General features: G+C 70.0%; 15 protein-coding genes. 5 read left to right on the top strand and 10 right to left on the bottom strand.

The features are described from left to right. Window positions 1-16 precede the first annotated feature (16 nt). The 4 genes from ABZ194_RS21045 (at window position 17) to ABZ194_RS21030 (ending at window position 4,540) form a co-directional block, all read left to right on the top strand. Window positions 17-712: a CHAP domain-containing protein gene (locus tag ABZ194_RS21045; RefSeq protein ID WP_355598675.1), complete on the top strand. Its 696-nt coding sequence runs from the start codon at window positions 17-19 to the stop codon at window positions 710-712. A 157-nt stretch (window positions 713-869) separates the two neighbouring features. Then, window positions 870-1,766 (top strand): aldose 1-epimerase family protein, encoded by an 897-nt coding sequence (locus ABZ194_RS21040; RefSeq protein WP_355598674.1) that lies wholly within the window; start codon window positions 870-872, stop codon window positions 1,764-1,766. 159 nt (window positions 1,767-1,925) lie between these two features. Further along, the gene (locus ABZ194_RS21035; RefSeq protein WP_355598673.1) at window positions 1,926-3,143 is read left to right on the top strand and encodes an FAD-dependent oxidoreductase; all 1,218 of its coding nucleotides are present in this window, start codon (window positions 1,926-1,928) and stop codon (window positions 3,141-3,143) included. Between the two features lie 65 nt (window positions 3,144-3,208). Then, window positions 3,209-4,540: a class II 3-deoxy-7-phosphoheptulonate synthase gene (locus ABZ194_RS21030; RefSeq protein ID WP_355598672.1), complete on the top strand. Its 1,332-nt coding sequence runs from the start codon at window positions 3,209-3,211 to the stop codon at window positions 4,538-4,540. A 66-nt stretch (window positions 4,541-4,606) separates the two neighbouring features. On the opposite strand, the gene ABZ194_RS21025 is transcribed toward ABZ194_RS21030, so the two are convergent. The 10 genes from ABZ194_RS21025 to ABZ194_RS20980 all read right to left on the bottom strand — a co-directional run bounded on the left by ABZ194_RS21025 (window position 4,607) and on the right by ABZ194_RS20980 (window position 20,069). Further along, on the bottom strand, window positions 4,607-4,978 hold the full coding sequence (locus ABZ194_RS21025; protein WP_355598671.1) for a thioredoxin domain-containing protein: 372 nt from the start codon (window positions 4,976-4,978) through the stop codon (window positions 4,607-4,609). Window positions 4,979-5,263: 285 nt separating this feature from the next. Next, window positions 5,264-6,457, bottom strand: coding sequence for a cytochrome P450 (locus ABZ194_RS21020; protein WP_355598670.1), 1,194 nt, complete (start codon window positions 6,455-6,457; stop codon window positions 5,264-5,266). Further along, window positions 6,454-9,543 carry an AMP-binding protein gene (locus tag ABZ194_RS21015; protein ID WP_355598669.1) on the bottom strand — a complete coding sequence of 1,030 codons (3,090 nt, stop codon included), beginning with the start codon at window positions 9,541-9,543 and terminating at the stop codon, window positions 6,454-6,456. Before ABZ194_RS21015 ends, ABZ194_RS21020 begins: the two co-directional genes overlap by 4 nt. Further along, window positions 9,540-10,712, bottom strand: coding sequence for an aminotransferase class V-fold PLP-dependent enzyme (locus ABZ194_RS21010; protein WP_355598668.1), 1,173 nt, complete (start codon window positions 10,710-10,712; stop codon window positions 9,540-9,542). The genes ABZ194_RS21015 and ABZ194_RS21010 overlap by 4 nt, the downstream gene beginning before the upstream one ends. A gap of 53 nt (window positions 10,713-10,765) precedes the next feature. Continuing rightward, on the bottom strand, window positions 10,766-11,734 hold the full coding sequence (locus ABZ194_RS21005; RefSeq protein WP_355598666.1) for a proline dehydrogenase family protein: 969 nt from the start codon (window positions 11,732-11,734) through the stop codon (window positions 10,766-10,768). Between the two features lie 4 nt (window positions 11,735-11,738). Beyond that, entirely contained in the window at window positions 11,739-12,863 is a 1,125-nt protein-coding gene (locus ABZ194_RS21000; RefSeq protein ID WP_355598664.1) for a fatty acid desaturase family protein, read from the bottom strand. A 64-nt stretch (window positions 12,864-12,927) separates the two neighbouring features. Further along, window positions 12,928-14,871 (bottom strand): prolyl oligopeptidase family serine peptidase, encoded by a 1,944-nt coding sequence (locus ABZ194_RS20995; RefSeq protein WP_355598662.1) that lies wholly within the window; start codon window positions 14,869-14,871, stop codon window positions 12,928-12,930. Continuing rightward, the gene (locus ABZ194_RS20990) at window positions 14,868-17,225 is read right to left on the bottom strand and encodes an ATP-grasp domain-containing protein (RefSeq protein WP_355598660.1); all 2,358 of its coding nucleotides are present in this window, start codon (window positions 17,223-17,225) and stop codon (window positions 14,868-14,870) included. The genes ABZ194_RS20995 and ABZ194_RS20990 overlap by 4 nt, the downstream gene beginning before the upstream one ends. Further along, a complete protein-coding gene (locus ABZ194_RS20985; RefSeq protein ID WP_355598658.1) occupies window positions 17,215-18,495 on the bottom strand; it encodes an ATP-grasp domain-containing protein in 1,281 nt (426 codons plus the stop codon). The genes ABZ194_RS20990 and ABZ194_RS20985 overlap by 11 nt, the downstream gene beginning before the upstream one ends. Before the next feature lie 341 nt (window positions 18,496-18,836). Further along, window positions 18,837-20,069 carry a helix-turn-helix domain-containing protein gene (locus tag ABZ194_RS20980; protein ID WP_355598657.1) on the bottom strand — a complete coding sequence of 411 codons (1,233 nt, stop codon included), beginning with the start codon at window positions 20,067-20,069 and terminating at the stop codon, window positions 18,837-18,839. A 343-nt stretch (window positions 20,070-20,412) separates the two neighbouring features. Between ABZ194_RS20980 and ABZ194_RS20975 the strand changes: the two genes are divergently transcribed. Next, entirely contained in the window at window positions 20,413-20,574 is a 162-nt protein-coding gene (locus tag ABZ194_RS20975) for a hypothetical protein (RefSeq protein ID WP_355598655.1), read from the top strand. The last annotated feature ends 48 nt before the right edge of the window (window positions 20,575-20,622 follow it).

Here is a 20,622-nt window from a genome sequence, read left to right as displayed (position 1 = left end):
AGGAGTCAAACCCCTCATGGCCAAGCATCTCCTCACCCCCGGGAAGCACCACCTGGCCCGCGTCATCCTTGGAACATCCATCGCCCTCACCGGCGGCGTCCTCGCGGGACCCGCCGCCCTGGCGGACACTCCCGGACACACCCCGTTCGGCCCTTCCCACACCGAGACCTCCAGGGCCGCCATGACCCCGCTCCAGCTTGAGGCCGAGCGACTGCCGAAGGTCAGCGCCCAGCAGGTCCTGGACATCGCCGCCCAGCAGATCGGCGTCAGCGAGAACTCCCGGGGCGGCGGGACCAAGTTCCAGTCCTGGTACATGTCGTCGCCCCGCGCCCAGGAGACGGTCGCCCGCGACGGCGGCGCCCTCCAGGCGTACGCCAACGCCCCCTGGTGCGCGATGTTCGTCTCCTGGGTCGGCGAGAAGGCCGGCATCCGGCCCACCATGGGCTGGGACGCCTACACCGTCACCCACGCCAAGTGGTTCAAGACCAACAACCACTGGGGCACCACTCCCAAGCCCGGCGCGGTCGTCTACTTCGACTGGGCCGGCGGCAAGGACATCAGCGGGATCGACCACGTCGGTTTCGTGAAGAAGGACAACGGCAACGGCACGATCACCACGATCGAGGGCAACACCGGCAACGGCCGGGTCGAGGAGCGGATCCGGCCGATCTCCCAGGTCGTCGGCTACGGCTACCCGGTCTACAGCGACTGACCGGCTCGCATCGGAAAGGGGCGCGGCTGCCGGGCCGCGCCCCTTCGGCGTCCATTTGACGAACGGCGGCCGCCGCCCGACCCTTGAGTCGGTCGCGGGCCCGGCCGGCCCCGGCCACCGCGTCCGCCCCACGGCCTCCTCCGGCGAAAGGACCCCCGTGTCCAGGCAGTTCACCCTCCGCGGCGGCGACATGCACGCTGAGATAAGCGAGCGGGCCGCGGCCCTGCGCGTGCTCCGGCACGGCGGGCGCGACCTGGTGACCGGCTGGCCGGCCGGCGGGCCGATCCCGCACTACAGCGGCACGCTGCTCGCCCCCTGGCCCAACCGGGCGGGCGGCGCCCGCTACGCCTTCGGCGGCCGGACGCACCGGCTGCCGGTGAACGAGGAGAGCCTGGGTCACGCCCTGCACGGGCTGGTCGCCGAGGCCGGCTGGCGGGCGGTGGAGTGGCTGTCGGTGGAGGACGAGCACGGTTTCGTACGGCTGGCCCACACGATCACCCCGTCCCCCGGCTATCCGTTCACCATCGCCCTGCGGGTGCTCTACTCGCTGACCTCCGACGGGCTGACCACCACGCTGACCGCGGAGAACGCCGGCGACGAGGCCGCCCCCTACGGTTGCGGGGCGCACCCGTGGCTGCTGGCGGGCGACAGCGTCGAGGAGTACGAGCTGCGGGTGCCCGCGCGACGGGTGCTGCTGACGGACGATCTGCTGCTGCCACGCTCCCTGGAGGACGTCTCCGGCACGCCGTACGACTTCAGGACCCCGCGGGCGGTCGGCGGCACGGCCGTGGACCACGCCTTCACCGGGCTCGTCGCGGACGCCGACGGGCTGGTCAGGGTGCGGGTGAGCGGTCCGGACGGCGGGGTCGAGCTCCGCTGGGACGCCGCCGCGCTGCCCTGGGTGCAGGTGTGCACCGGCACCGGGCTGGGTCACCGGGGGCTGGCCGTCGAGCCGATGACCTGTCCTCCCGACGCCTTCAACTCCGGCACCGGCCTGATCGTGCTCCAGCCGGGCGGCAAGGTGGAGACCTCCTGGACGATCGCCCCCTGCTGAGGGGCGCCCGGCGAAGGCCGACGGCCCGGGCCCGGTGGAGTCCGGGGAGGCGGCCGGTCCGCCTCATCCGCGTACTCGGCACCGGGTAACGAATGGATCGCCGGGAGGACTGTTCTCCCGGCGGGTTTCCTGTGCCAGAATTTCAATGGGTGATGAATTATGACGCGGAACACATGTGTGATCGCCGGGGGCGGCCCGGCGGGGGCCGTGCTCGCGCTACTGCTGGCCAGGTCCGGTGTCGAGGTGACGCTGCTGGAGAAACACGCCGACTTTCTCCGTGACTTCAGAGGCGACACCATCCACCCCTCCACCCTGGAGGTGCTCGACGAGATCGGGCTGGCCGAGGAGTTTCACCGGATCCCGCACCACAAGGCGCACGCCATGGCGATGGAGACCGACGAGGGCTCGATACGGATCGCCGACCTGTCCAACCTCACCGGCAAGTACCGCTACATCGCGTTCGTCCCGCAGTGGGACTTCCTCAACCTGGTGACGACCGCCGCCGCGCGGTACCCCGGCTTCCGCCTCGTCATGAACGCCGAGGTCCACGACGTGATCCGCGAGGGCAACGCGGTGCGCGGGGTCCGTTACCGGGATCCGGACGGTGAACACGAGCTCCGGGCGACGCTCACCGTGGCCGCCGACGGCCGCCACTCCGACGTGCGCGAGGCCGCCGGGCTCGTCCCGGTGGAGCACGGAGCGCCGATGGACGTGGTCTGGTTCCGGCTGCCACGTGAGGCCGCCGACCCCGAGAAGACCTTCCTGAGGCTCTCCGCCGGCCACATGATGGTGGTGATCAACCGGGAGACCTACTGGCAGCTCGCCTACCTGATCCCCAAGGGCGGCTTCGACGCCCTGCGGTCCCGGGGCATCGAGGCCCTCCGCGAGCCGGTGGCCACGCTCCTGCCCTTCCTGGGGGAACGCGCCGGCCTGCTGCCGGACTTCGACCACGTGAGCGTGCTGTCGGTCGCACTCAACCGGCTGCGCCGCTGGCACCGGCCGGGCCTGCTGGTCATCGGTGACGCCGCGCACGCCATGTCACCGGTCTTCGGCGTCGGCATCAACCTGGCCGTGCAGGACGCGGTGGCCGCGGCCAACCTGCTGGCCGGGCCGCTGGCGGACGGAGCCGAGATCCCCGAGTCCCTGCTCGCCGCGGTCCAGCGCCGCCGTACCCCGCCCACCGTGGTGACCCAGTTCGCCCAGCGCGTGGTGCAGACCATGCTGATCCGCCCGGCCCTGGCCGGGGGTGACAGGCCGGTACGGCTGCCGCGCGACCTTTCCCGCCTCCCGGTGATCGGCGCCCTGGCCCGCCGGTTCATCGGTCTCGGCGTCCTGCCCGAGCACGTCAAAACGCCGGTTCGATCTCACCGGGTATAAAGACGTTCTCAATCCGTGGACATTCGGGTTAGATCGCGTACGCGGTTGCAATAGCCTGGTATGTCGTGAGCAACAACCTCGATTCCTGGCGGCGGCTGCCCGCGGCGCAGCAGCCCGAATGGCCCGACCGTGATGAGCTGGACAGGGTGGTCACCGAACTGGCGGGGCTGCCGCCCCTCGTGTTCGCCGGGGAGTGTGACAACCTCAAGGCCGAGCTCGCGGCCGTGACGCGGGGCGAAGCCTTCGTGCTGCAGGGCGGCGACTGCGCCGAGACGTTCTCCGGGGCCACCGCGGACTGCGTGCGCAACAAGCTGAAGACGCTGCTGCAGATGGCGATCGTGCTCACCTACGCGGCGAAGGTGCCGGTCGTGAAGATCGGCCGGATAGCCGGGCAGTTCGCCAAGCCTCGGTCCAAGGGGACCGAGGTCCGCGACGGCGTGGAGCTCCCCGCCTACCGGGGCGACATGGTCAACGGCTTCGACTTCACCCCCTCCTCCCGCAGGCCCGACCCCGGGCGGCTGCTGCGCGCCTACCACTCCTCGGCGGTGACGCTGAACCTGATCCGCGCGTTCACCAAGGGCGGCTACGCCGATCTGCGCCAGGTGCACGCCTGGAACCAGGACTTCGTGAGCGAGTCGCCGGCCGGCAAGCGCTACGAGCGGCTCGCCAGGGAGATCGACCAGGCGCTGGCGTTCATGCGCGCGTGCGGGGCCGAGCCGGAGGAGTTCCACAGCGTGGAGTTCTACTCCTCGCACGAGGCGCTGATCCTCGACTACGACCAGGCGCTCACCCGGATCGACTCCCGGACCGGCCGGCCGTACGACGTGTCGGCGCACATGGTCTGGATCGGCGAGCGCACCCGCCAGCTGGACAGGGCGCACGTGGAGTTCTTCTCCCGCATCAGCAACCCGATCGGGGTGAAGCTCGGCCCCACCACCACGGCCGAGGAGGCCCTCGCCCTGGTCGAGAAGCTGAACCCGGACAACGAGCCCGGCCGCCTGACCTTCATCACCCGGATGGGCGCGTCGAAGATCCGCGAGCACCTGCCCGCGCTGGTGGAGAAGGTCACCGCGGACGGCGCGCAGGTGGCCTGGATCTGCGACCCGATGCACGGCAACACCTTCGAGGCGCCCAGCGGCCACAAGACCCGCCGCCTGGACGACGTGCTGGACGAGGTGGCGGGCTTCTTCGAGGTGCACCGCGCCCTGGGCACCCACCCCGGCGGTGTCCACATCGAGTTCACCGGTGACGACGTCACCGAGTGCGTGGGCGGCGGCACCGAGATCGTCGAGGACGACCTGGCGCTGCGCTACGAGACGGCCTGCGACCCGCGTCTCAACCGGAGCCAGTCGCTAGACATGGCCTTCCGGGTGGCGGAGCTCTACCGCTCGGCCTGACCCCCGGGAGTCCACGCGCGAAAGCCCCGCGACCGGTGACGGCGCGGGGCTTTTCGCATCCGGACGTCAGTTGTTCTGGGCGCCCAGTTCGCTCGCCAGCTCGGCACGGATCTCGTCCATGTCGAGCGCGCGGACCTGACCGATCAGATCCTCCAGAGCGGGGGCGGGCAGCGCTCCGGGCTGGGCGAAGACCACGATGCCGTCGCGGATCGCCATGATCGTGGGGATCGAGGTGATCTCGAAGCCCTGGGCCAGCCCCTGCTCGGCCTCGGTGTCGATCTTGCCGAACGTGATGTCGGCGTGCTTCTCCGACGACTTCTCGAAAATCGGCCCGAACGTACGGCACGGCCCGCACCAGGCTGCCCAGAAGTCCAGCAGGACGATCCCGTCATCGGCGATCTCGTTGAAGTTCTTCTCGGTTACCTCAATGGTCGCCACCGGTGGCTCCTCTTTGTCGTCACGTCTATTTGGTTGCATAACCATTTCCCGGTTGGGGACATTCCATCCTGTCCTCTCCGGGAAACGCACCGGTATCCGGCCGGATGAGACCTTGGTCACCGTGACCGACGACGATTCCGGCGGCGACGACCGTGACCGGCGCACCGGCACATCACGGATCTTCGGCGGCCGCCGCCCGCGCGCCACCGAAGCGATCTCGGCGTCGATCAACACCGGGGCGTACGGCGTGCGGGCCGGCCGGGGAGGTCGGCGGCGTGGTTTCGCTCACTTCGCCTTGAGCCGGACCGGCAGGTGCTCCACTCCGCTGACCACGATCGACTCGACCGGCACCGCCGGGCCGGTCTGTTCGATGCCCTTCACAGAGTCCAGGAGCTCGGTGAAGAAGATCCGCATCTCGGCTCGGGCCAGCATCCCGCCGAGGCAGAAGTGCTCCCCGGCCCCCAACGCGAGATGGCGGTTGGGGCGGCGGCCGATGTCGAAGCGGTCGGGGTCCTCGAAACGGAGCTCGTCACGGTTGGCGGAGGGGATCCACAGCACAACACGGTCACCCGCGTGGATCTCTCGGCCGTGGAGCACAACGGGTTCGGTTACCGTACGCATGACATGGGTGGCGCTCGATGTCCAGCGCAGAACCTCCTCGACCGCGGTGGGCAGCAGACCCCGGTCCTCTCGCAGCCGCTTCCAGTCGTCCGGGTGGTCGAGGAACGTCCGCATGCCGCCGGACACGGCGAGCCGGACGTTCTCGGTGCCGCCGACGAGGAGGTTGTCGCAGTTGAGGAGGATCTCCTCCTCGGAAAACAGCTCACCGTCGATCTCGCCCATCACCAGTGCGCTCACCAGGTCGTCGGCGGGCTCGTTCATCCGGCGGTACATGAGGTCGGCGAAGTACTGCATGATCTGCTGGTGCGCGGCGCTCCGGACCTCCGGGGCCCCGGCGGCGAACGCCTTGCTGGTGAGCGAGAAGAGCAGTTCCTGCTCGGTCGCCGGCACACCCATGAGGCGGCAGATGACATACAGCGGAAGCCGCGCGGCGATGTCGGTGACAAAGTCGCACTCCTCCAGCTCCATCGCGTGTGCCACGACATCGCGCACCGCACCGCGCATGCCGTCCTCAAGATCGCGAACCGAGCGGGTGGTGAACCAGTCCGCCACGAGCGAGCGCAGCGCCCTGTGCCGGGGCGGGTCGGTGAGAGCCAGGGTACGGCCGCCGCCCGGGTCCACGCCGAGGGCGACGGGACGGAGCAGGATGCCCTGGGCCGAGCTGAAAACCCGGGCGTCACAGGAGGCCGCACGGATGTCGTCGTACCTGGTCAGCGACCAGAAGCCTGGATACTGCGCGGGCTCATGCCAGTGCACCGGGTCGTGCTCCCGCATCCGGCGCCACACGGAGTGCGGACCGCCGGTCCCGTAGAACCCGGGATTGACGAGGCTGGTCGGCTCAGGAACGAGAACGTTCATGATCGGGCTCCTTGCGAGAGGGCGCGCACCAGGTCGGCCAACCTTGTCAACAGGTCGTGGGCCACGCCGTGCGAGATGACGCCGGGGCGGTAGTTGATCGCCAGACGCAGGCCTCCGCCGGCCAACGGCCAGACCTCCGTCTGGACCTCCAACGGGATGCCGAGGTAGGGCGGGCGCAAGAACTCGGTGACGAAACCGTCCAGCGCCAAGGTGGGGACGGCGTTGTCCTGAAGGACGAACAGGGTCTGGAAGAGCGGAGCCCGGGTGCTCCGGGGAGGGTTCACCAGGCGCACGACCTCGTCGAAGGCGACATCCTGGGCGGCGAAGACCCGCTCGACGACGCGGCCTGTCTCGGTGACGGCGCCCGGGCCGTCACCGAGGGCGGCGCCACGCAGCCGGACGCAGACCATGTCGATGTGGCACCCGATGGCACCTTCGAGACGCTCCTCGTAGCGCTGGGCCACGGGGACGCCGATCGCGAAGTCGTCCGCGCCGGTGAGACCGGCCACCAGCCGGCCGTAGCAGGACAGGAGCAGGGTGAACCGGGTGACGCCGGACCGTGCGGCCGCCGCGTCCAGTCCCGCGGCGACCTCGGCCTCCAAGGTCACCTCATGCCGGTCCGGCGGAAGGCGGTGCTCCGTACTCGCCGGGGTACCGGGCCACCTCAACTGCGGCACATCACGCAATTCATCGGCCAGCCAGGCACGTTGGCGGTCGATGTCGGTCTGCGCGAGCCGGGCGGCGCGCAGCCGGTGCGCCTCGGCGGGCGTGGGCGCCGCGGGCCGGACGGGGGCGAGGCCGGTGCGGCGCCGCTCGTTGTACGCCTCGGCGAGATCTTCGGCCAGGACGGATTCGGACCACCCATCGAAGGCGATGTGGTGCACTACGCAGCCCAGTACGGAGCCACCCCCGGATCTCAACGGCACCAGGGCGGTGCGCCACACATCTCCTTCGGAGATTTCCAAAGGCTCGCCGAGCAGGTCGCGCAGCGCGTTGACCGCGGCCTCGGTGTCCCGGGCCTCCGGCAGCACCTCCAGTACCGGGGCGGGGGCCCGGAGAGGACGGGCGACCGGATCGGGGGCCAGCAGGTAGGCGCAGGACAGCACGTCATGCCGCCGGTGCACGTCCTCGGCGGCGGCCTCAAGGGTGTCCAGGTCCGGTTCGCCCTCGATCGACCAGATCATGAGGCAGTGGGCGGACCGGTCATCCGGGTCGAGGAGGTGACGGGTGAGATAGACGCTCTGCATGGGAGTGAGCGGTACGTCGGCCGATACGGTCCTGGATGCCTCCGCGGCGGGCGGCTGGGAACCGCGCAGCCATCGCGCGAGCGCGCGAGCCGTCGGGTGCTCGTACAGCCGCGACACCGGTACAGGCCGGCCGAGCTCCGAGGCCAGCCGGGCACAGACCCGCCCGGCGCCGAGCGAGGTGCCACCGAGTTCGGTGAACGACGTGTCCGCCGGCACGCTGTCCGCGCCGAGCAGGGCGGCGAAGACTCCGGCGACCAGGCGAACGAGCCGATCACCCTCTGCCGGCCCGCTCTCCGTACCCGGGCCGGGCGCCCTGCCCCCCGCCGCCGCGATGATCTCCGACGATGACGACTCCAGCAGTGCGCGTTCGTCCAGCTTGCCGTTGGCGGTCAGAGGGAAGGCCGGGACGCTGATCACGGCGTCCGGCCGCTGATAGCGCACGAGCGCCGAGTTCAGCTCTCCGGCGGCGCCACGCAGCGGATCACCCGGCGTGAGGGGGACGCAGAAGGCCAGCAGCCCCCCGGCGGTTCCCGCCGCGTCACGGCGGGCCACCACCCGGCAGCGCAGAACGGCCGGCAGCAGCCCCTCGATCTGCCGCTCGACCTCGGCCGGCTCGATCCGATGGCCACGGATCTTCACCTGACGGTCGCCTCGGCCCCGGTAGTGGAGCAGCCCCTCATCGTCGAAGTGGCCCAGGTCCCCGGTGCGGTAGACGCGGACCGTCTCCCCCCGCAGTGACACCTCGGGAAATCGCGCCGAGGTGAGCGAGGCGTCGTTGAGATACCGCAGAGCGAGACCTTCGCCCGCGACGCAGATCTCACCGTCGATGACGTGCACCTCCGTACCGGGGACGGGCCGGCCGATCGGGATGCCGCCGGGCCTGTCACAGTCGGCCTCGGTGACACGATGGGTGGTGGCGAACACCGTGCTCTCCACGGGACCGTAGCCGTTGATCAACGTGATGCCGGGGTGCCGCCGGAGGAAGCCGCGTACGTGGGGGACGGAGAGTCGTTCGCCGCCGGTCATGACCTGCCGCAGGCCCTGGAAAGCGCCCGGGGCCTCATCCATGATCATGTTAAACAGGCCGCTGGTGAGCCAGACGGTGTCGACGCCGTGAACCGAGACCCCGTCCCGGAGCGCCTGGGCGGACAGATACGGCTCGTCGACGACGAGCGAGGTGCCGCCGCTGAGCAGCGCACCCCACAGTTCCAGGGAGAAGGCGTCCCAGGGCAGTGCGGCGGCCAGGGGAATCACGGTGTCGGCGGCGAACCGGGCGAAGGTGCCGGGACGTACCAGCCGTGCTGTCGCGACATGCGGCACCAGGACGCCCTTGGGACGGCCGGTGGTCCCGGAGGTGAAGAAGACACAGGCCGGCGCCGTCGAGGCAACCTCGGCGGGGCGGAACCCGCTGACCGGCCCGGCCGGCGCCTCGGCGACGGACCAGATCGGCACCGAGGCGCGTGCCCGGGTGCCGTCCACGCCGCCCACGAGGATCCGCGCCCCGAGTTCCCCGATGACCTCCTGAACGCGACGGTCCGGCCACGCCGGGTCCAGCAGGGTGTAGGCGGCGCCGAGTTTGAGGATGGCCAGGATCGCGGTGACCAGTTCCGCGCCGCGCGGCAGGAGCACCGGCACCAGTTCGCCGGGGCCGACGCCCCCGCAGGCCAGCGACACCGCCCAGGCGTCGGCCGTGCGGTCCAGCTCACCGTAGGTGACGGTCCGCTCACCGTGCACCAGGGCGGTGGCCTCGGGCCGGGTCTCGGCGCACCGGCGCACGGCCGCGTGCAGGGTCTCCATGTCGCCCGAGGAGTGCCGAGGCCGCACACCGCCCGATGTCACCGATCATCTCCCGCGTCGATGACCTCACGGAGGGCCGTGCCGAACACGTCGATCTCCTCCAGGGTGTTGTAGTAATGCACCGATGCGCGTACCGCCGTCTCGACACCGCGCCGCGCCATGTAGAGGGGGGTGTGGTTACCGGTGATCTTCCAGACGTTGATCCGGCGCTCGCCGAGCCGCCGGCGGATCACATCGGCCGGAATCTCCGCGTGCCGGAAGGAGACGATGCCCGACTGCACCTCACCCGGGGCGATCAATTCGATGCCCGGCGTATCCGCCACGGTGGCGTACAGCGCCTGGAAGACGTCTCCGTGGCCGAAGGGCGTGCCCGACTCGTGGAGAGCGAGCGCCGCGTTCAGTCCGGCCACCGCCGCGGTGGTCCGCTCGGCGAGTTCCAGGCCGCGGGCACTGGTGTCGGTGATCCGATAGCGGGTGGGCGAGTCGACGTGCGCCACGTGCAGGTCGTGGAAGTCGGTCGCCAGTACCGCGCGCAGCTCCGGTGCCACATAGGCGAACCCCGTGCCGCGCGGGCCGCGTATGAACTTCCGGCCGGCTCCGGTGAGCAGCTGGCAGCCGACGCGGGACACGTCCAGCGGGACCTGGCCAATCGACTGGCAGGCGTCCACGGCGTAGAAGCACCGGTACGGGGCGAGGATACGTCCGATCTCCTCGACGGGGTTGACGATGCCGCAGCCGGAGGGGATGTGGGTCACCGACACCAGCGCCACGTCGTCCGAGATGTTCGCGGCCATCCACTCCAGATCGAGGTCTCCGCCCGGCAGCGTGGGGACGACCTCGATCCGGCAACCCGTGCGGTCACGCAGAGAGAACAGGGAGATGAGGTTGCCCGCGTACTCGTACGGGGTGACCCAGACGCGGTCGGACGCCCCGAGCCGCAGCCGGGGCACCACCGCGCACCAGGCCCTGGTCGCGCTGTCGAACAGCGCGACATCCTCGACGGGGGCCCCCAGCACCCGCGCGAGGCGCCGATAGACCTCCCCCTGGAGGAGGTCGTCCAGAGACTCCTCCGTCTCGTAGCAGCCGAGCGCGGCCTCACGCTCGACACACGCGATCATCGCCTCGCGGACGGTCTCCGGCATCAGTCCGGCACCGGCCGTGTTCAGATGAACCAGCCGGCCGCCGACGCCGGGTACGCCGTTCTGTGCCATTTCGCTCTCCACAGCTCTCCACCTGCCCGTCACGTTGAGTGGTCTGTCGCGGGCTAGTAGCCGGTCCCGACGGCCCGCTCCCCCCGGTCGGCGATATCCGCCAGCGCGGTGAGCACCATCGGCGGGTGCTCAGCCAGGCGGTGCAGCAGATGAAGCCACCAGTTCTCGCCGTAGGTGGCGTAGATCCGGCATGGGTAGCCGGCCTCGTGGTAGCCGCGCAGCAGGTGGGGCTGCACGCCGTGCAGCATCTCGATCTCGGTGACCCGCTCCAGCAGTCCGCTGCTCTTCGCCGCGGCCAGCACGCCGGAGTCCTGGGTGGCCAGGCTGAGCCGTACGCCCCGGTCGACGAGTTCCTCGGCGAACCGCAGATAGCGGCTGTCGAGCGCCGGGCCATGACTCAGGGCGACGTCGGGCGACTCTTGGAAGGCGCCCTTGACCAGGCGTATCTTTCGGCCGGGCTGGGCCGCCGTACGGATGTCGTCCTCGGTCCTGTGCAGTTTGGCCTGAAGGGTGATCCCGACGTTGCCGTACCGCTCGGCGAGTTCGCGGTACACGCTCAGCACGGCATCGACGGTCGAGGAGCGCTCCATACTCAAGACGACCTCGCAGTCCTTGGCCGCAGCGGCCTCAACGATGCGCGAGGTGTTCCGCACGGCGAGGTCATGGGACACGGTGAGACCCACATTGGACAGGTCGAAGCCGAGTTGCCCCGGCACCGGGCTGTGGTCGAGCACCGACAGGTACTCCTGGACGACCTGCTCGATCCGCGCGGGGTCGGAGTTCTCCTCGCCGACGAACTCGACGGTGACCTGGTAGGACTTCTCGTGCAAGATCGCGAGGTGGCCGAGGAACTCCTGTCGCCCTGCCGCGAGCACGTACCGCCGCGCCGCGGGCGACAGAATGTCCTGGAGCACGGAACCCGGCGCGGTGAAGGCGCTGCGGCACCGCTCGTCCGCGGCCAGGGCGCGCAGGCCCTGGGACGCGGCGCTGTGCAGAACGCTCTGTGACGTCTCAGAGTTCATGACTCTACCTCGAACTTTCCGTCAGTGAGGTGCCCGGCTGCGCCGGTGCCGGGGAAACGGCCCCGAGCAGCATGAGCTGGGCGAAGGTGGGGTCGGCCGCCGAGGGGTCGCCGCCGTCCTTGCGCCATCGCCGGTACTTGGCGGCGTAGCTGATCACCGTCTCCTTCCCCCGCCGGGAGGAGGAGCGGGTGAAGGCGCCGGCCCACAGGCCGTCCCAGACGGCATAGCCGGGATCGCGCAGCAGTACGCGGTGCGCACGCCCGAGATTCCAGTGCGGGATGCCGGCGTTGAGGTGGTGGACCAGGTGGTAGCGGTCGTTGTGGCGGCTGATCAGCAATCGTTCCAGAAAAAAACCATGGCGGTTGCGGGTGAGGAGCACCTGTTTGTTCTCGCTCTCCGGCATCGGATAGTGCTCGGACAGTTCGGCGAGCCAGCCAATCGCCACATTGGTGGTGAACAACGGCACGAACCAGAACAACAGCAGGTGCGGCAGTACCCCGCCCCATGCGCAGAGCCCGAAGACGAGAACCCACTGGGTGAGGAAGATGGCCCGCTCAACCCAGAGCGGCATCGGTACGGACACGGTGATCTGCGAGCTGTCGCATAAAATCCGCTCCCGGACGATGTACCTGATGTAAGCGAAAGTACGCAGGCCCATGATGGAAAGGACCACCTCCTTCAAGAAGAAGTGGCGGTCGGACTGTTCAATGTCGTACAGCCCGCACTCGATGTGGAACCGATAGTCGGGGTCGATGTCGGCGTCGCCCAGGTTGCGGTGGTGACTTCCCACGTGGGAGCTGCGATACGGGCCGTACAGGTGCCACACCGGGTAGCCGGAGAGCACGGACCCGCCGATCAGGTTCAGGATCTTGTTGCGGGCGAAGGTCTTGTGGCTGGACTCGTGGAGGAAATGAGCGAGAAAGCGCTGCGCGGAGCCGATGACGATCAGGGCCACCGGATAGAACCAGTAGGAGACTCCGATGCAGAGGGCCACGGATGCGGCGATCAGCGCGTACTCGAAGAGCACCCCGAGCAGCCCGTGATAGTTGTCAAGGCGGCAGAGTGTCCGAAGGTCCCTTCTCACCCCAGGGTCAAGCCGGTCGAAGTTCAGTTGTTCATTTGCGGACATGACCGTCCTTCTAGTGGTTCGTGGTGTGTTCTCTCGGGTGGGAGGAGCAAGGGGTGAAGGGTGGTCAGGGGGCGGGCGTGAAACCGAGGGCCCGCCCGTAGAGCTCCAGCTCGGCATGGAGCGAGGTGGCGATGGCGGCGGAGCGCCGGAAGCCGTGCCCCTCGCCCTCGAAGGCCAGGTAGCGGTGCTCAACCCCTGATCCGTCGAGCAGTTCGAGCAGCCGCTCGGCCTGGGATGGCGGGCAGACGGTGTCCTCAAGCCCCTGGAACAGGACGAGGGGAGCCCGGATCCGAGCCGCCCCCGCCAGCGGCGAACGTTCCTCGTACCGGTTTCCGGCCTCCGGCCAAGGACCGATCAGCCCGTCGAGATACCGCGACTCGAAGTCATGGGTGCCCCGGGTGCGCCAGCCGACCGGGTCGAGCACCGGGTAGTAGACGCCGGCCGCCCGATAGAGGCCGGGCTCCGCACCGAGCGACGCCACCGCCGTCCAGCCTCCCGCGCTGCCTCCCCGGATCGCGATGCGGTCCGGGGAGGCGAGACCGTCGGCGATCAGGCCACGGACCGCCGTGGCGCAATCGCGCACATCGGTCAGCCCCCAGCTCCCGCGCAGCCGCTCGCGGTAGGCCCGGCCGTAGCCGGTCGATCCGCCGTACTGCACGTCGAGTACTCCGATACCCCGGCTAGTGAAATAGGTGATCTCCTGGTTGAGCACCAGATGGCTGCGGCTCGTCGGACCACCGTGCACGAAGACCAGCCAGGGCGGCAGTTCGCCCTCCGGGCCTGTGCGCCCGGGGTGATACGGCGGATACACGTGGGCGTGCACCTCCGCGCCGTCCGGCCCGTCGTAGGTACGCCGGACCGGTGTGCTCGCCCAGGCCGTGGAGGCGGCGTCCCCGGGGGGCCGCAGCACCTCGACCCCGCCGCCGGCCAGGTCGGCCAGGACCACGGCACGGCGCAGGCCCGGCCCGGCGACCACCGCGGCGACGCGGTACCCGTCGGTCGCGGCGAAGAACCACTCGGTGGCGGCGCCGTCAAAGTCCGTCAGCCGGCCGTCCCGGGTGAGAACGCCGAGCCTGCGCTCACCAACGCCGTGGATGACGGCGAGGCTGCCGTCACGCAGCGGCAGGCACCAGCGCAGACCGATCCGCCACAGCGCCTCACCGAACTCCTCGGCGCGCGGGCACAGGTTACGGGCCCCGCCGTCCGGGAAGATCTCGTGGACGTTCCACCAGCCTTCGGGGTCGGTGACGGCGTACAACGACCCGGAGCCGTCGGCGGCCCACTCGACCTGAGTGATCGACTCCTCGCCGCCGCCCGCGAGCACGGCCGGCTCGGTGAGCGCGCGGTCGGCCGTCACGGACGCGATCATCAGCTCGGTGGTGTCCCACGGCATCGCCGGATGGTCCCAGCCGAGCCAGACCACCCGGTTCCCGCCGGGTTCGATCCGGGGGCCCGTCATGAAGTGGTGGCTGGCTGCCAGCTCCCGCACCCGTGAGGGGTCCTCGGCGGCGCTGCCGTCCAGCGGCAGCGCCACGAGGTGGCGCACCGCGTGGGTGGCCTCCTGGTCGGCGGCGATCTCACGCAGGCACCAGACCTCGTCCTCGCGTACCGCGAAGTCGGCGTAGCGCAGCTGGGCAGGCCAGGCTCCGGCGGGGCTGAGGGGCACCGGCGTGCCGCCCTGCCGCCAGAGGTAGACCCGCTGGTCGGCGGCGTGGGTGAAGACGATGCCGTCCTCAGCCTGCCCGGACAGCGACAGCCAGGGCCGGCCGCCGTACTCGATCATCCGGGTCCGTACGTCCCAGCCGGGCGGCAGTACCTCGCCGACCCCGTCGGGGGCGCACCGCATGAGCGCGCTACGCCCGTTCTCCTCCGGGCACGCCTCGGTCCACCACACCTCGCCGCCGACGAAGCCGACCCATTCGACAAGGGCTTCGCCGCGAGCGACGTCGGTGGCGCTGATGGGCGATGACCAGCTGCCGTACGGAGCCGTCCGCCGTTCCGCGGTCATGACCGGCGGCCTTCCCCCACGGTGGCCGGGGTGCCGTGGCCGTAGGAGATGCGAGGGATGCCCGGGGCGCTGCTGTCGAGCCGGTACGTCTGGACCACCGGGTCGTCGCTGACCCAGAAGTGCCCGTCCAGATCGGTCCAGTCGCACAGGCCCGCGAGCTGTGCGGCGTAGGCGATGGCGCGGGGCGGTTCGAGGAAGCATCCGAGCATCCGGGCCCCGCCCAGCTCGGCGGCGCGGGTGAGCGCGGTCAACGCGGGCAGCAGTCCACCGAAGCGCATCAGTTTGACGTTGACTCCGCCCGCGGTCCCGACGGCGTGCTCGGCGTCCTCCACGGAGGCGACACCCTCGTCGAGGACGACGGTGGTACCGGGTAGCGCCGCGCGTATCTCGGCGATCAGTTCCGGGTCGCGTGCCGGGTCCTCCAGTACGACCGGGGCGAGGGCGGTGACCAGCGGACGCAGTAGCTCCCACGTCGCCCGATCCCAGCCCCGGTTGACGTCCAGGATCAGCGGGCCCGGCGCGCCGGCCAGGGAGCGCAACACGTCCGCGTCGTCCGCCCGGCCCAGCTTGATCTTCAGAGGGCGGCCGTCGGCGGGGACCTCCTCGCCGATGGGAACCGTGTGCAGCAGGTCGATCCGGCCGGCCCCCGGCAGTCCGAGCAGCCGCCACACCGGCAGGCCGGCCAGCCGGGCGGCTCGGTCGAGCGCGGCCATCTCGACAAGCATGCGGGCGGGCGCGCCGACACCGCCGGCGGCGGCCCGTTCCAGGCGGCCGGTGAGCCGGGCCACTTGATCCGGGCCGTCCGCGAGGCCGTCCGCGGCCAGTTCCCGCGCGAGTTCCGCCGCCTGGGCGGCGACGGCGGAACCGTCCTGCCCATAACCGAGATCGGCGGCGATCTCGCCCTCGCCCTGGACCTCCCCGGCTGCGTCCAGAAACCGCAGGCGCACGATGTCGACCGTCTCGATCGTCATGTGGGAGATCCGGAACGAGCTGGTGAGCGGGCGGGACTCACGAGTCACAGCCACCCGGCCGACCGGCTCTGACGGCCCGGTGGTTCCGGCGAGCCCGGCAGGACCGCCGACCTCGACGGGCTCGGTCACGAAGCGTACGGAGCCGACGAGTTCACGGGCCAGGGCGCGCGCCTCCTGCGGAGTCGCGGCGCCCACGACCACCACGCCCACCCGGTCCTCGCCGCTGCGGTACGGGTGGATGACGTCGCCGGGCGAGACCAGAAGCTCGGTGTGCAGCACCGCCGGATGACGACGCACCGCCTCCCATCCGTCAACGCCGACCAGCCGCCCGGGCGGCGGGGCGAAGTAGCGGGAGGCCGCGGCCCGTATCGGGCGTCCGGGGAGGTCGACGACACGACCGAGCGCGTCGTCGTACACCATGCCGTACAGCTCCAGACCAGGCCAGAGGTGCGGCAGCATCCGGTGGATCCAGCCTCCGCCGATCCGGGCGTGCACCTCACCGAGAACGACCCCGTCCCGGGTCAGCCACAGCTCGACGTGGAACAGTCCGAACCGGAGCCCCAGCGCGGTCAGGGCGGCGCGGACCCCCTCCCCGATCTCCTCGCGAGCATCCTCGGTGAGGGGCGCCGGCACCACGTGCCCGATCTCGACGAAGTACGGCGGCGGCAGCTTCTCCTTCGCCGTGACCGCCAGGACACGCGGCCGGCCGCCGATGAAGACACCCTCCACGCTGAACTCGTCCCCCTCGACGAACTCCTCAACGAGGAAGGGAACGTGAGGGTCGGGCAGCTCCGCGAGCGCGGGGCGCAGCCCGTCAGGACCCGTCACCTTGCGGACGCCCTCGCTGTCCGAGCCGTCGCGCGGCTTGACCACCCACGGCCCGGTGGTCCGGGCCAGAAAGGAACGAGCCTCGTCCTCGCCGTCGCACACCGCGGCGGCCGGCTGACGGAAACCGGCCGCGGCGAGCGCCGCCCGGCATTCGTCCTTGGTACGGACCCGGCGCACGGCCTCGGGCGGATTACCCGGCAGCCCCAGGGCGAGGGCGGTTTCGGCCACGGCCTGCTGAGCCATCTCCCGCACTCCGAAAACGACGTCGACGCGCTCGTCCTTCGAGAGACGCAGTGCCCAGCCGGCGGTACCCGCCGGATCCTCGAAGTCGACGGCGGACACGGCGTCGGCGCTCTCCCCGACCGCCCGGGTGGCTTTCAGGGTGTCGGCCTGGTTGGTGACATGTGTGCGCAGACCGCGGCTCCGGGCCTGTTGCAGCGCCTCGACGGCGACGTCGACGCTGAGCGTCATCGCCCCGCCGCCGCCGATCAGCAGCAGGCTCCGCGCGCCCGGCGTGGAGCACTCCGTCGCGGACGTGGTGGACTCAGCGGTCACGGTCGGTCTCCGTGTCGTCGCGCAGCCGGTAGACGCGGTCCTTGAGCTGCTGAATCCGCTCGTAGTCCTGCCGCAGCCGCTCCAGCGACCCATGAACGGTGTAGGCGACGAGGGTGGACGTATAGAGGTCCACAGTGGGGCGGATGAGCCCGCCGGGCCGAAGCTTCGCGCGCAGGAAGTGGACGGACTCCAAGGCTTCGATCTCCTCGAACACCTCCTGGTCGATGCTCTCCACGACGCCTTCGAGCTCGGTGGCCGTGTCGATCACCGCGGCCTCGCGCAACTTCTCGTATGTGCGGCCGGCGTACCGGCCGAGGAACTCCTCTGGCCGGGCGTAGGCGAGGGCTGTCACATCGGCCTGGTTGGCTCCGTGGCACAGGTCGTTGTACGCGGGCAGTACGCTGCCGCTCAGCCGGGCGCCGATCTCGACGAGAGCCGGGCCCTCGGGGGTCATGATGACCTCGGCGTGGACTGGGCCGTACCGCACTCCGAGGGCGTCGAGCACCTCGTGCATATAGGCGACCAGCTCCGGCACGGGGCTCAGCTCGGGTGAGACCAGCGTCTCCTGGTCGTAGACGCGGTGGGTGCCCCGCAGCCGCTTGCGGTATTCCCACACGCCGGTGACATAGCGACGGCCGGCGTACGAGACGGTGTCGACCATGTACTCCTCCCCCGGGAGGAACGACTGGATCAGCACCTCGTCATTGGCCTCAAGGAAGATGTTCCGCGTACCCAGCACCGCCTCCGCGGCCTTGCGGACCTCCTCCGGGCTCCGGCAGACGGCCACCCCCTCGGACGCGGCGGAGGAGAGGGGCTTGACAACCACGGGGTACCGGCCCCGGCTCTCCGCCCACTCGACGAGGGCTTGGGCGTTGTCGCTCTTGAACTGGTCGGCGCAGCGTACCTTGGCGCGGAGGGCCTCGATCATCTCGTACTTGTCACGCCGGGCCGCGGACAGCTCCGTGCCGTTGGTCGGCAGGCCGAGCCGCTCAGAGAGTTCGTCGGCGAGCCGCACGCCGGGCTCCTGGCCGGGTATCACGCAGATCGGCTGGTATTCGGCCAGTCGCGCCGCGGTCTGCTCCGGAGTTCCGTACGGGACCACCGCCCGGTAGAGGGTGAGATCAGGCGGCATCATGGACGTCATCAGCTCGGGCGTGCTCTGGACGTGTATGACGTCCACGCCGAGCTTGTCAAAAGCCGGAGGCAAGTGATTGCCGGTTGTGTATGCATCCACCAGCACTGCGATGGGGCGTACTTCCGCACTCCTCATGTTCTCCACCCTGGGCTCATGAATCGGTAGGCAGTCGGCACTGGCTCCACGGTTTCCAATACAAGGCAAAATAGTGCCATATTATCTTTCAGATTGGCAATATTGTTTTGACCTGCGGGAAATCTAGGCAACACAGAGACCGCCGGCCGGCCGGAGGCAGCCGCCCGCGCCGGGCGCCGCAGCGCGAATCCGGCGGCGTGAAGAGAAAGAGATCCTGAGGCACTGGAGGTCCGGCGATCCGCGGATTCGGGCGGCAACGCCCCGCGTGGAAGGAGCCGGCCGCTGATCCGGAAAAGGCCGGCACACCGGAGCTGGAGGACCGGGAGACGCGCCCCGGCCTGTCAGGCGGGCAGAGTGAAGGACCTGCCCCGGATCTCGACCAGCGTCTCGGCGACGATACGCCAGATCTCCGCGGCCAGGTCGATGTTGGACGTCTCATAGGCCTGCTTCGCGAGTCTCTGCATCCCGCGCACGCCTTCCTCCTCATCGCCCCCGACGATGCGCAGCCGATTGTCGAGGATGTCCACCCGCACACGGTCCCGGTAGGACATGAGCAGACCCGCTCTGTCGAGCTGGCCGAGCAGCGCACGAGCGTCCGCGTACCGGCCCTCACAGAACGCCAGATCCGCCTTGAGGGACACCAGCTCCTGTTCCAGGGCAGGCGTTCCGGCGAACGGCAGGCCCACCTCGATCGCCTTGATGTAGCGTCGAGCGGTGTCCAGCTCAGGCGCCGCCTTCTGCAGGTGAAGCTTGGCCGCCGCGACTCGCAACCGCAGCCACAGAATGAGGTTCTCGCTGCTGCGGAAACCCTCCAGGGCCTGGTCGAGCAGCGCTTGGGCCGAGTCGAAGTCGCCCTGCCGGACCCGCAGCGCCGCCGCCGTCCACATCGCCTCGGCCCACAGTGTGTCGGACCGTCCCTCGACCAGAACGGTCAGCTCGTCCGCGTGCGCCCTGGCGTCCGGCAGCCGTCCCGCCTCCGTCTCCACCGAGACCAAGGTGAGCAGAACCAGCGCGAGGTCGTGCGCCGCGACCTCATACCGCTTCGCCAGCCCGTGCGCGGCGGTGGCGACCTCACCGGCCCGGGTGATCTCGCCCGACGACCGCAGGCAGCGGGCGAGCCGAGTCAGTGCCCTGACCCGCAGCTCAGGCAGGCCCACCTCTTCGCCGAGCGCGACGAGCTCTTCGAGGTACTCCAGCTCCTTGGCGTACTCACCGTGCCGGCGCTTCCACTGGGCGAGCAGCCACAGCGCCTGCCAGCGCAGCAGGGAGTTCCTCCGGTCGTCGACGGCCAGGGCCGCTTCCAGCGCCCCGCCCGTCTCGTCGGACTCCACGGAGGTGGCGATGGTGAGAGCCTGGGCCAGCGAGACGGCCCCGTGCTCCTCGAACTCGGCAGGGCTCACCCCGAGCTGCCTGGTCAGGTACGCCACGGCGCGCGCCGTGGGTTTTCTCGCACCCGACTCCAGGCGTGACAGATAGCCGGTGGACATACCGTTCCCGGCGAGCGCCGCCTGAGACAAGCCGCGCTCCCATCTCAGGCGCTTGAGCCTGTGCCCGAAGTAAGGCTGCTCCAGCATACGGATTGCCCCAGATACTTGATGGAACCGACCGGTTGACGCCCAGCGAGACGAGAGGGGTAGCCAAGTCACCCAGGCTTGAGGATATCCATAGAAACCCCGATTCGACAAGCCCGAACACGACACCTCTGGCCGTAAGTTTGGCACTACATTGTCAAATCCATGGCAATGCATTGCCAGTGTGGAGTGGCTGTATTAGCGTCGAGGCAACGCGGCCGCCCCAGGTGTCGCAGGCCGGACCAGCTCATCCCTTCGGAAGAGGGACCCCCTTTTGCCTTCATCCCCCTTCGCCTCCTCCGGTGACGATCCCGGGGGAGGAGATCGCCACCCCCCCGTCCAGCGGGTGAACGTCCTGGTCATGGCGATCGCCGGCGCCATCACCGTTGCCAACATCTACTTCCCGCAGCCCCTGCTGGAAGCCATCGCGCGCAGCCTGAAGGTGTCCGAGAACACTGCCGGGCTCACTGGTGCACCATCCTCTTGTCGGCAGTTGAGAGACTGCTGATGCACCCGAGGTGCCGCCGGGCTACCGCCCTGCTCGCTCGACCCCGAG

Origin of the sequence: Streptosporangium sp. NPDC006007 (genome assembly GCF_040614315.1) — a bacterium.
In the GTDB taxonomy this organism is placed as follows: Bacteria; Actinomycetota; Actinomycetes; order Streptosporangiales; family Streptosporangiaceae; genus Streptosporangium.
Note: the sequence above shows the minus strand (reverse complement) of the source record. Positions and strands in the feature narration are given on the sequence as shown.

What these genes read in the sequence shown, in the direction of transcription:
- ABZ194_RS21045 (WP_355598675.1), top strand. Translation starts at nt 17, where the DNA reads ATGGCCAAGCATCTCCTCACCCCCGGGAAGCACCACCTGGCCCGCGTC.
- ABZ194_RS21035 (WP_355598673.1), top strand. Translation starts at nt 1,926, where the DNA reads ATGACGCGGAACACATGTGTGATCGCCGGGGGCGGCCCGGCGGGGGCC.
- ABZ194_RS21020 (WP_355598670.1), bottom strand. Translation starts at nt 6,457, where the DNA reads ATGAACGTTCTCGTTCCTGAGCCGACCAGCCTCGTCAATCCCGGGTTC.
- ABZ194_RS21010 (WP_355598668.1), bottom strand. Translation starts at nt 10,712, where the DNA reads ATGGCACAGAACGGCGTACCCGGCGTCGGCGGCCGGCTGGTTCATCTG.
- ABZ194_RS21005 (WP_355598666.1), bottom strand. Translation starts at nt 11,734, where the DNA reads ATGAACTCTGAGACGTCACAGAGCGTTCTGCACAGCGCCGCGTCCCAG.
- ABZ194_RS21000 (WP_355598664.1), bottom strand. Translation starts at nt 12,863, where the DNA reads ATGTCCGCAAATGAACAACTGAACTTCGACCGGCTTGACCCTGGGGTG.
- ABZ194_RS20995 (WP_355598662.1), bottom strand. Translation starts at nt 14,871, where the DNA reads ATGACCGCGGAACGGCGGACGGCTCCGTACGGCAGCTGGTCATCGCCC.
- ABZ194_RS20985 (WP_355598658.1), bottom strand. Translation starts at nt 18,495, where the DNA reads ATGAGGAGTGCGGAAGTACGCCCCATCGCAGTGCTGGTGGATGCATAC.
- ABZ194_RS20980 (WP_355598657.1), bottom strand. Translation starts at nt 20,069, where the DNA reads ATGCTGGAGCAGCCTTACTTCGGGCACAGGCTCAAGCGCCTGAGATGG.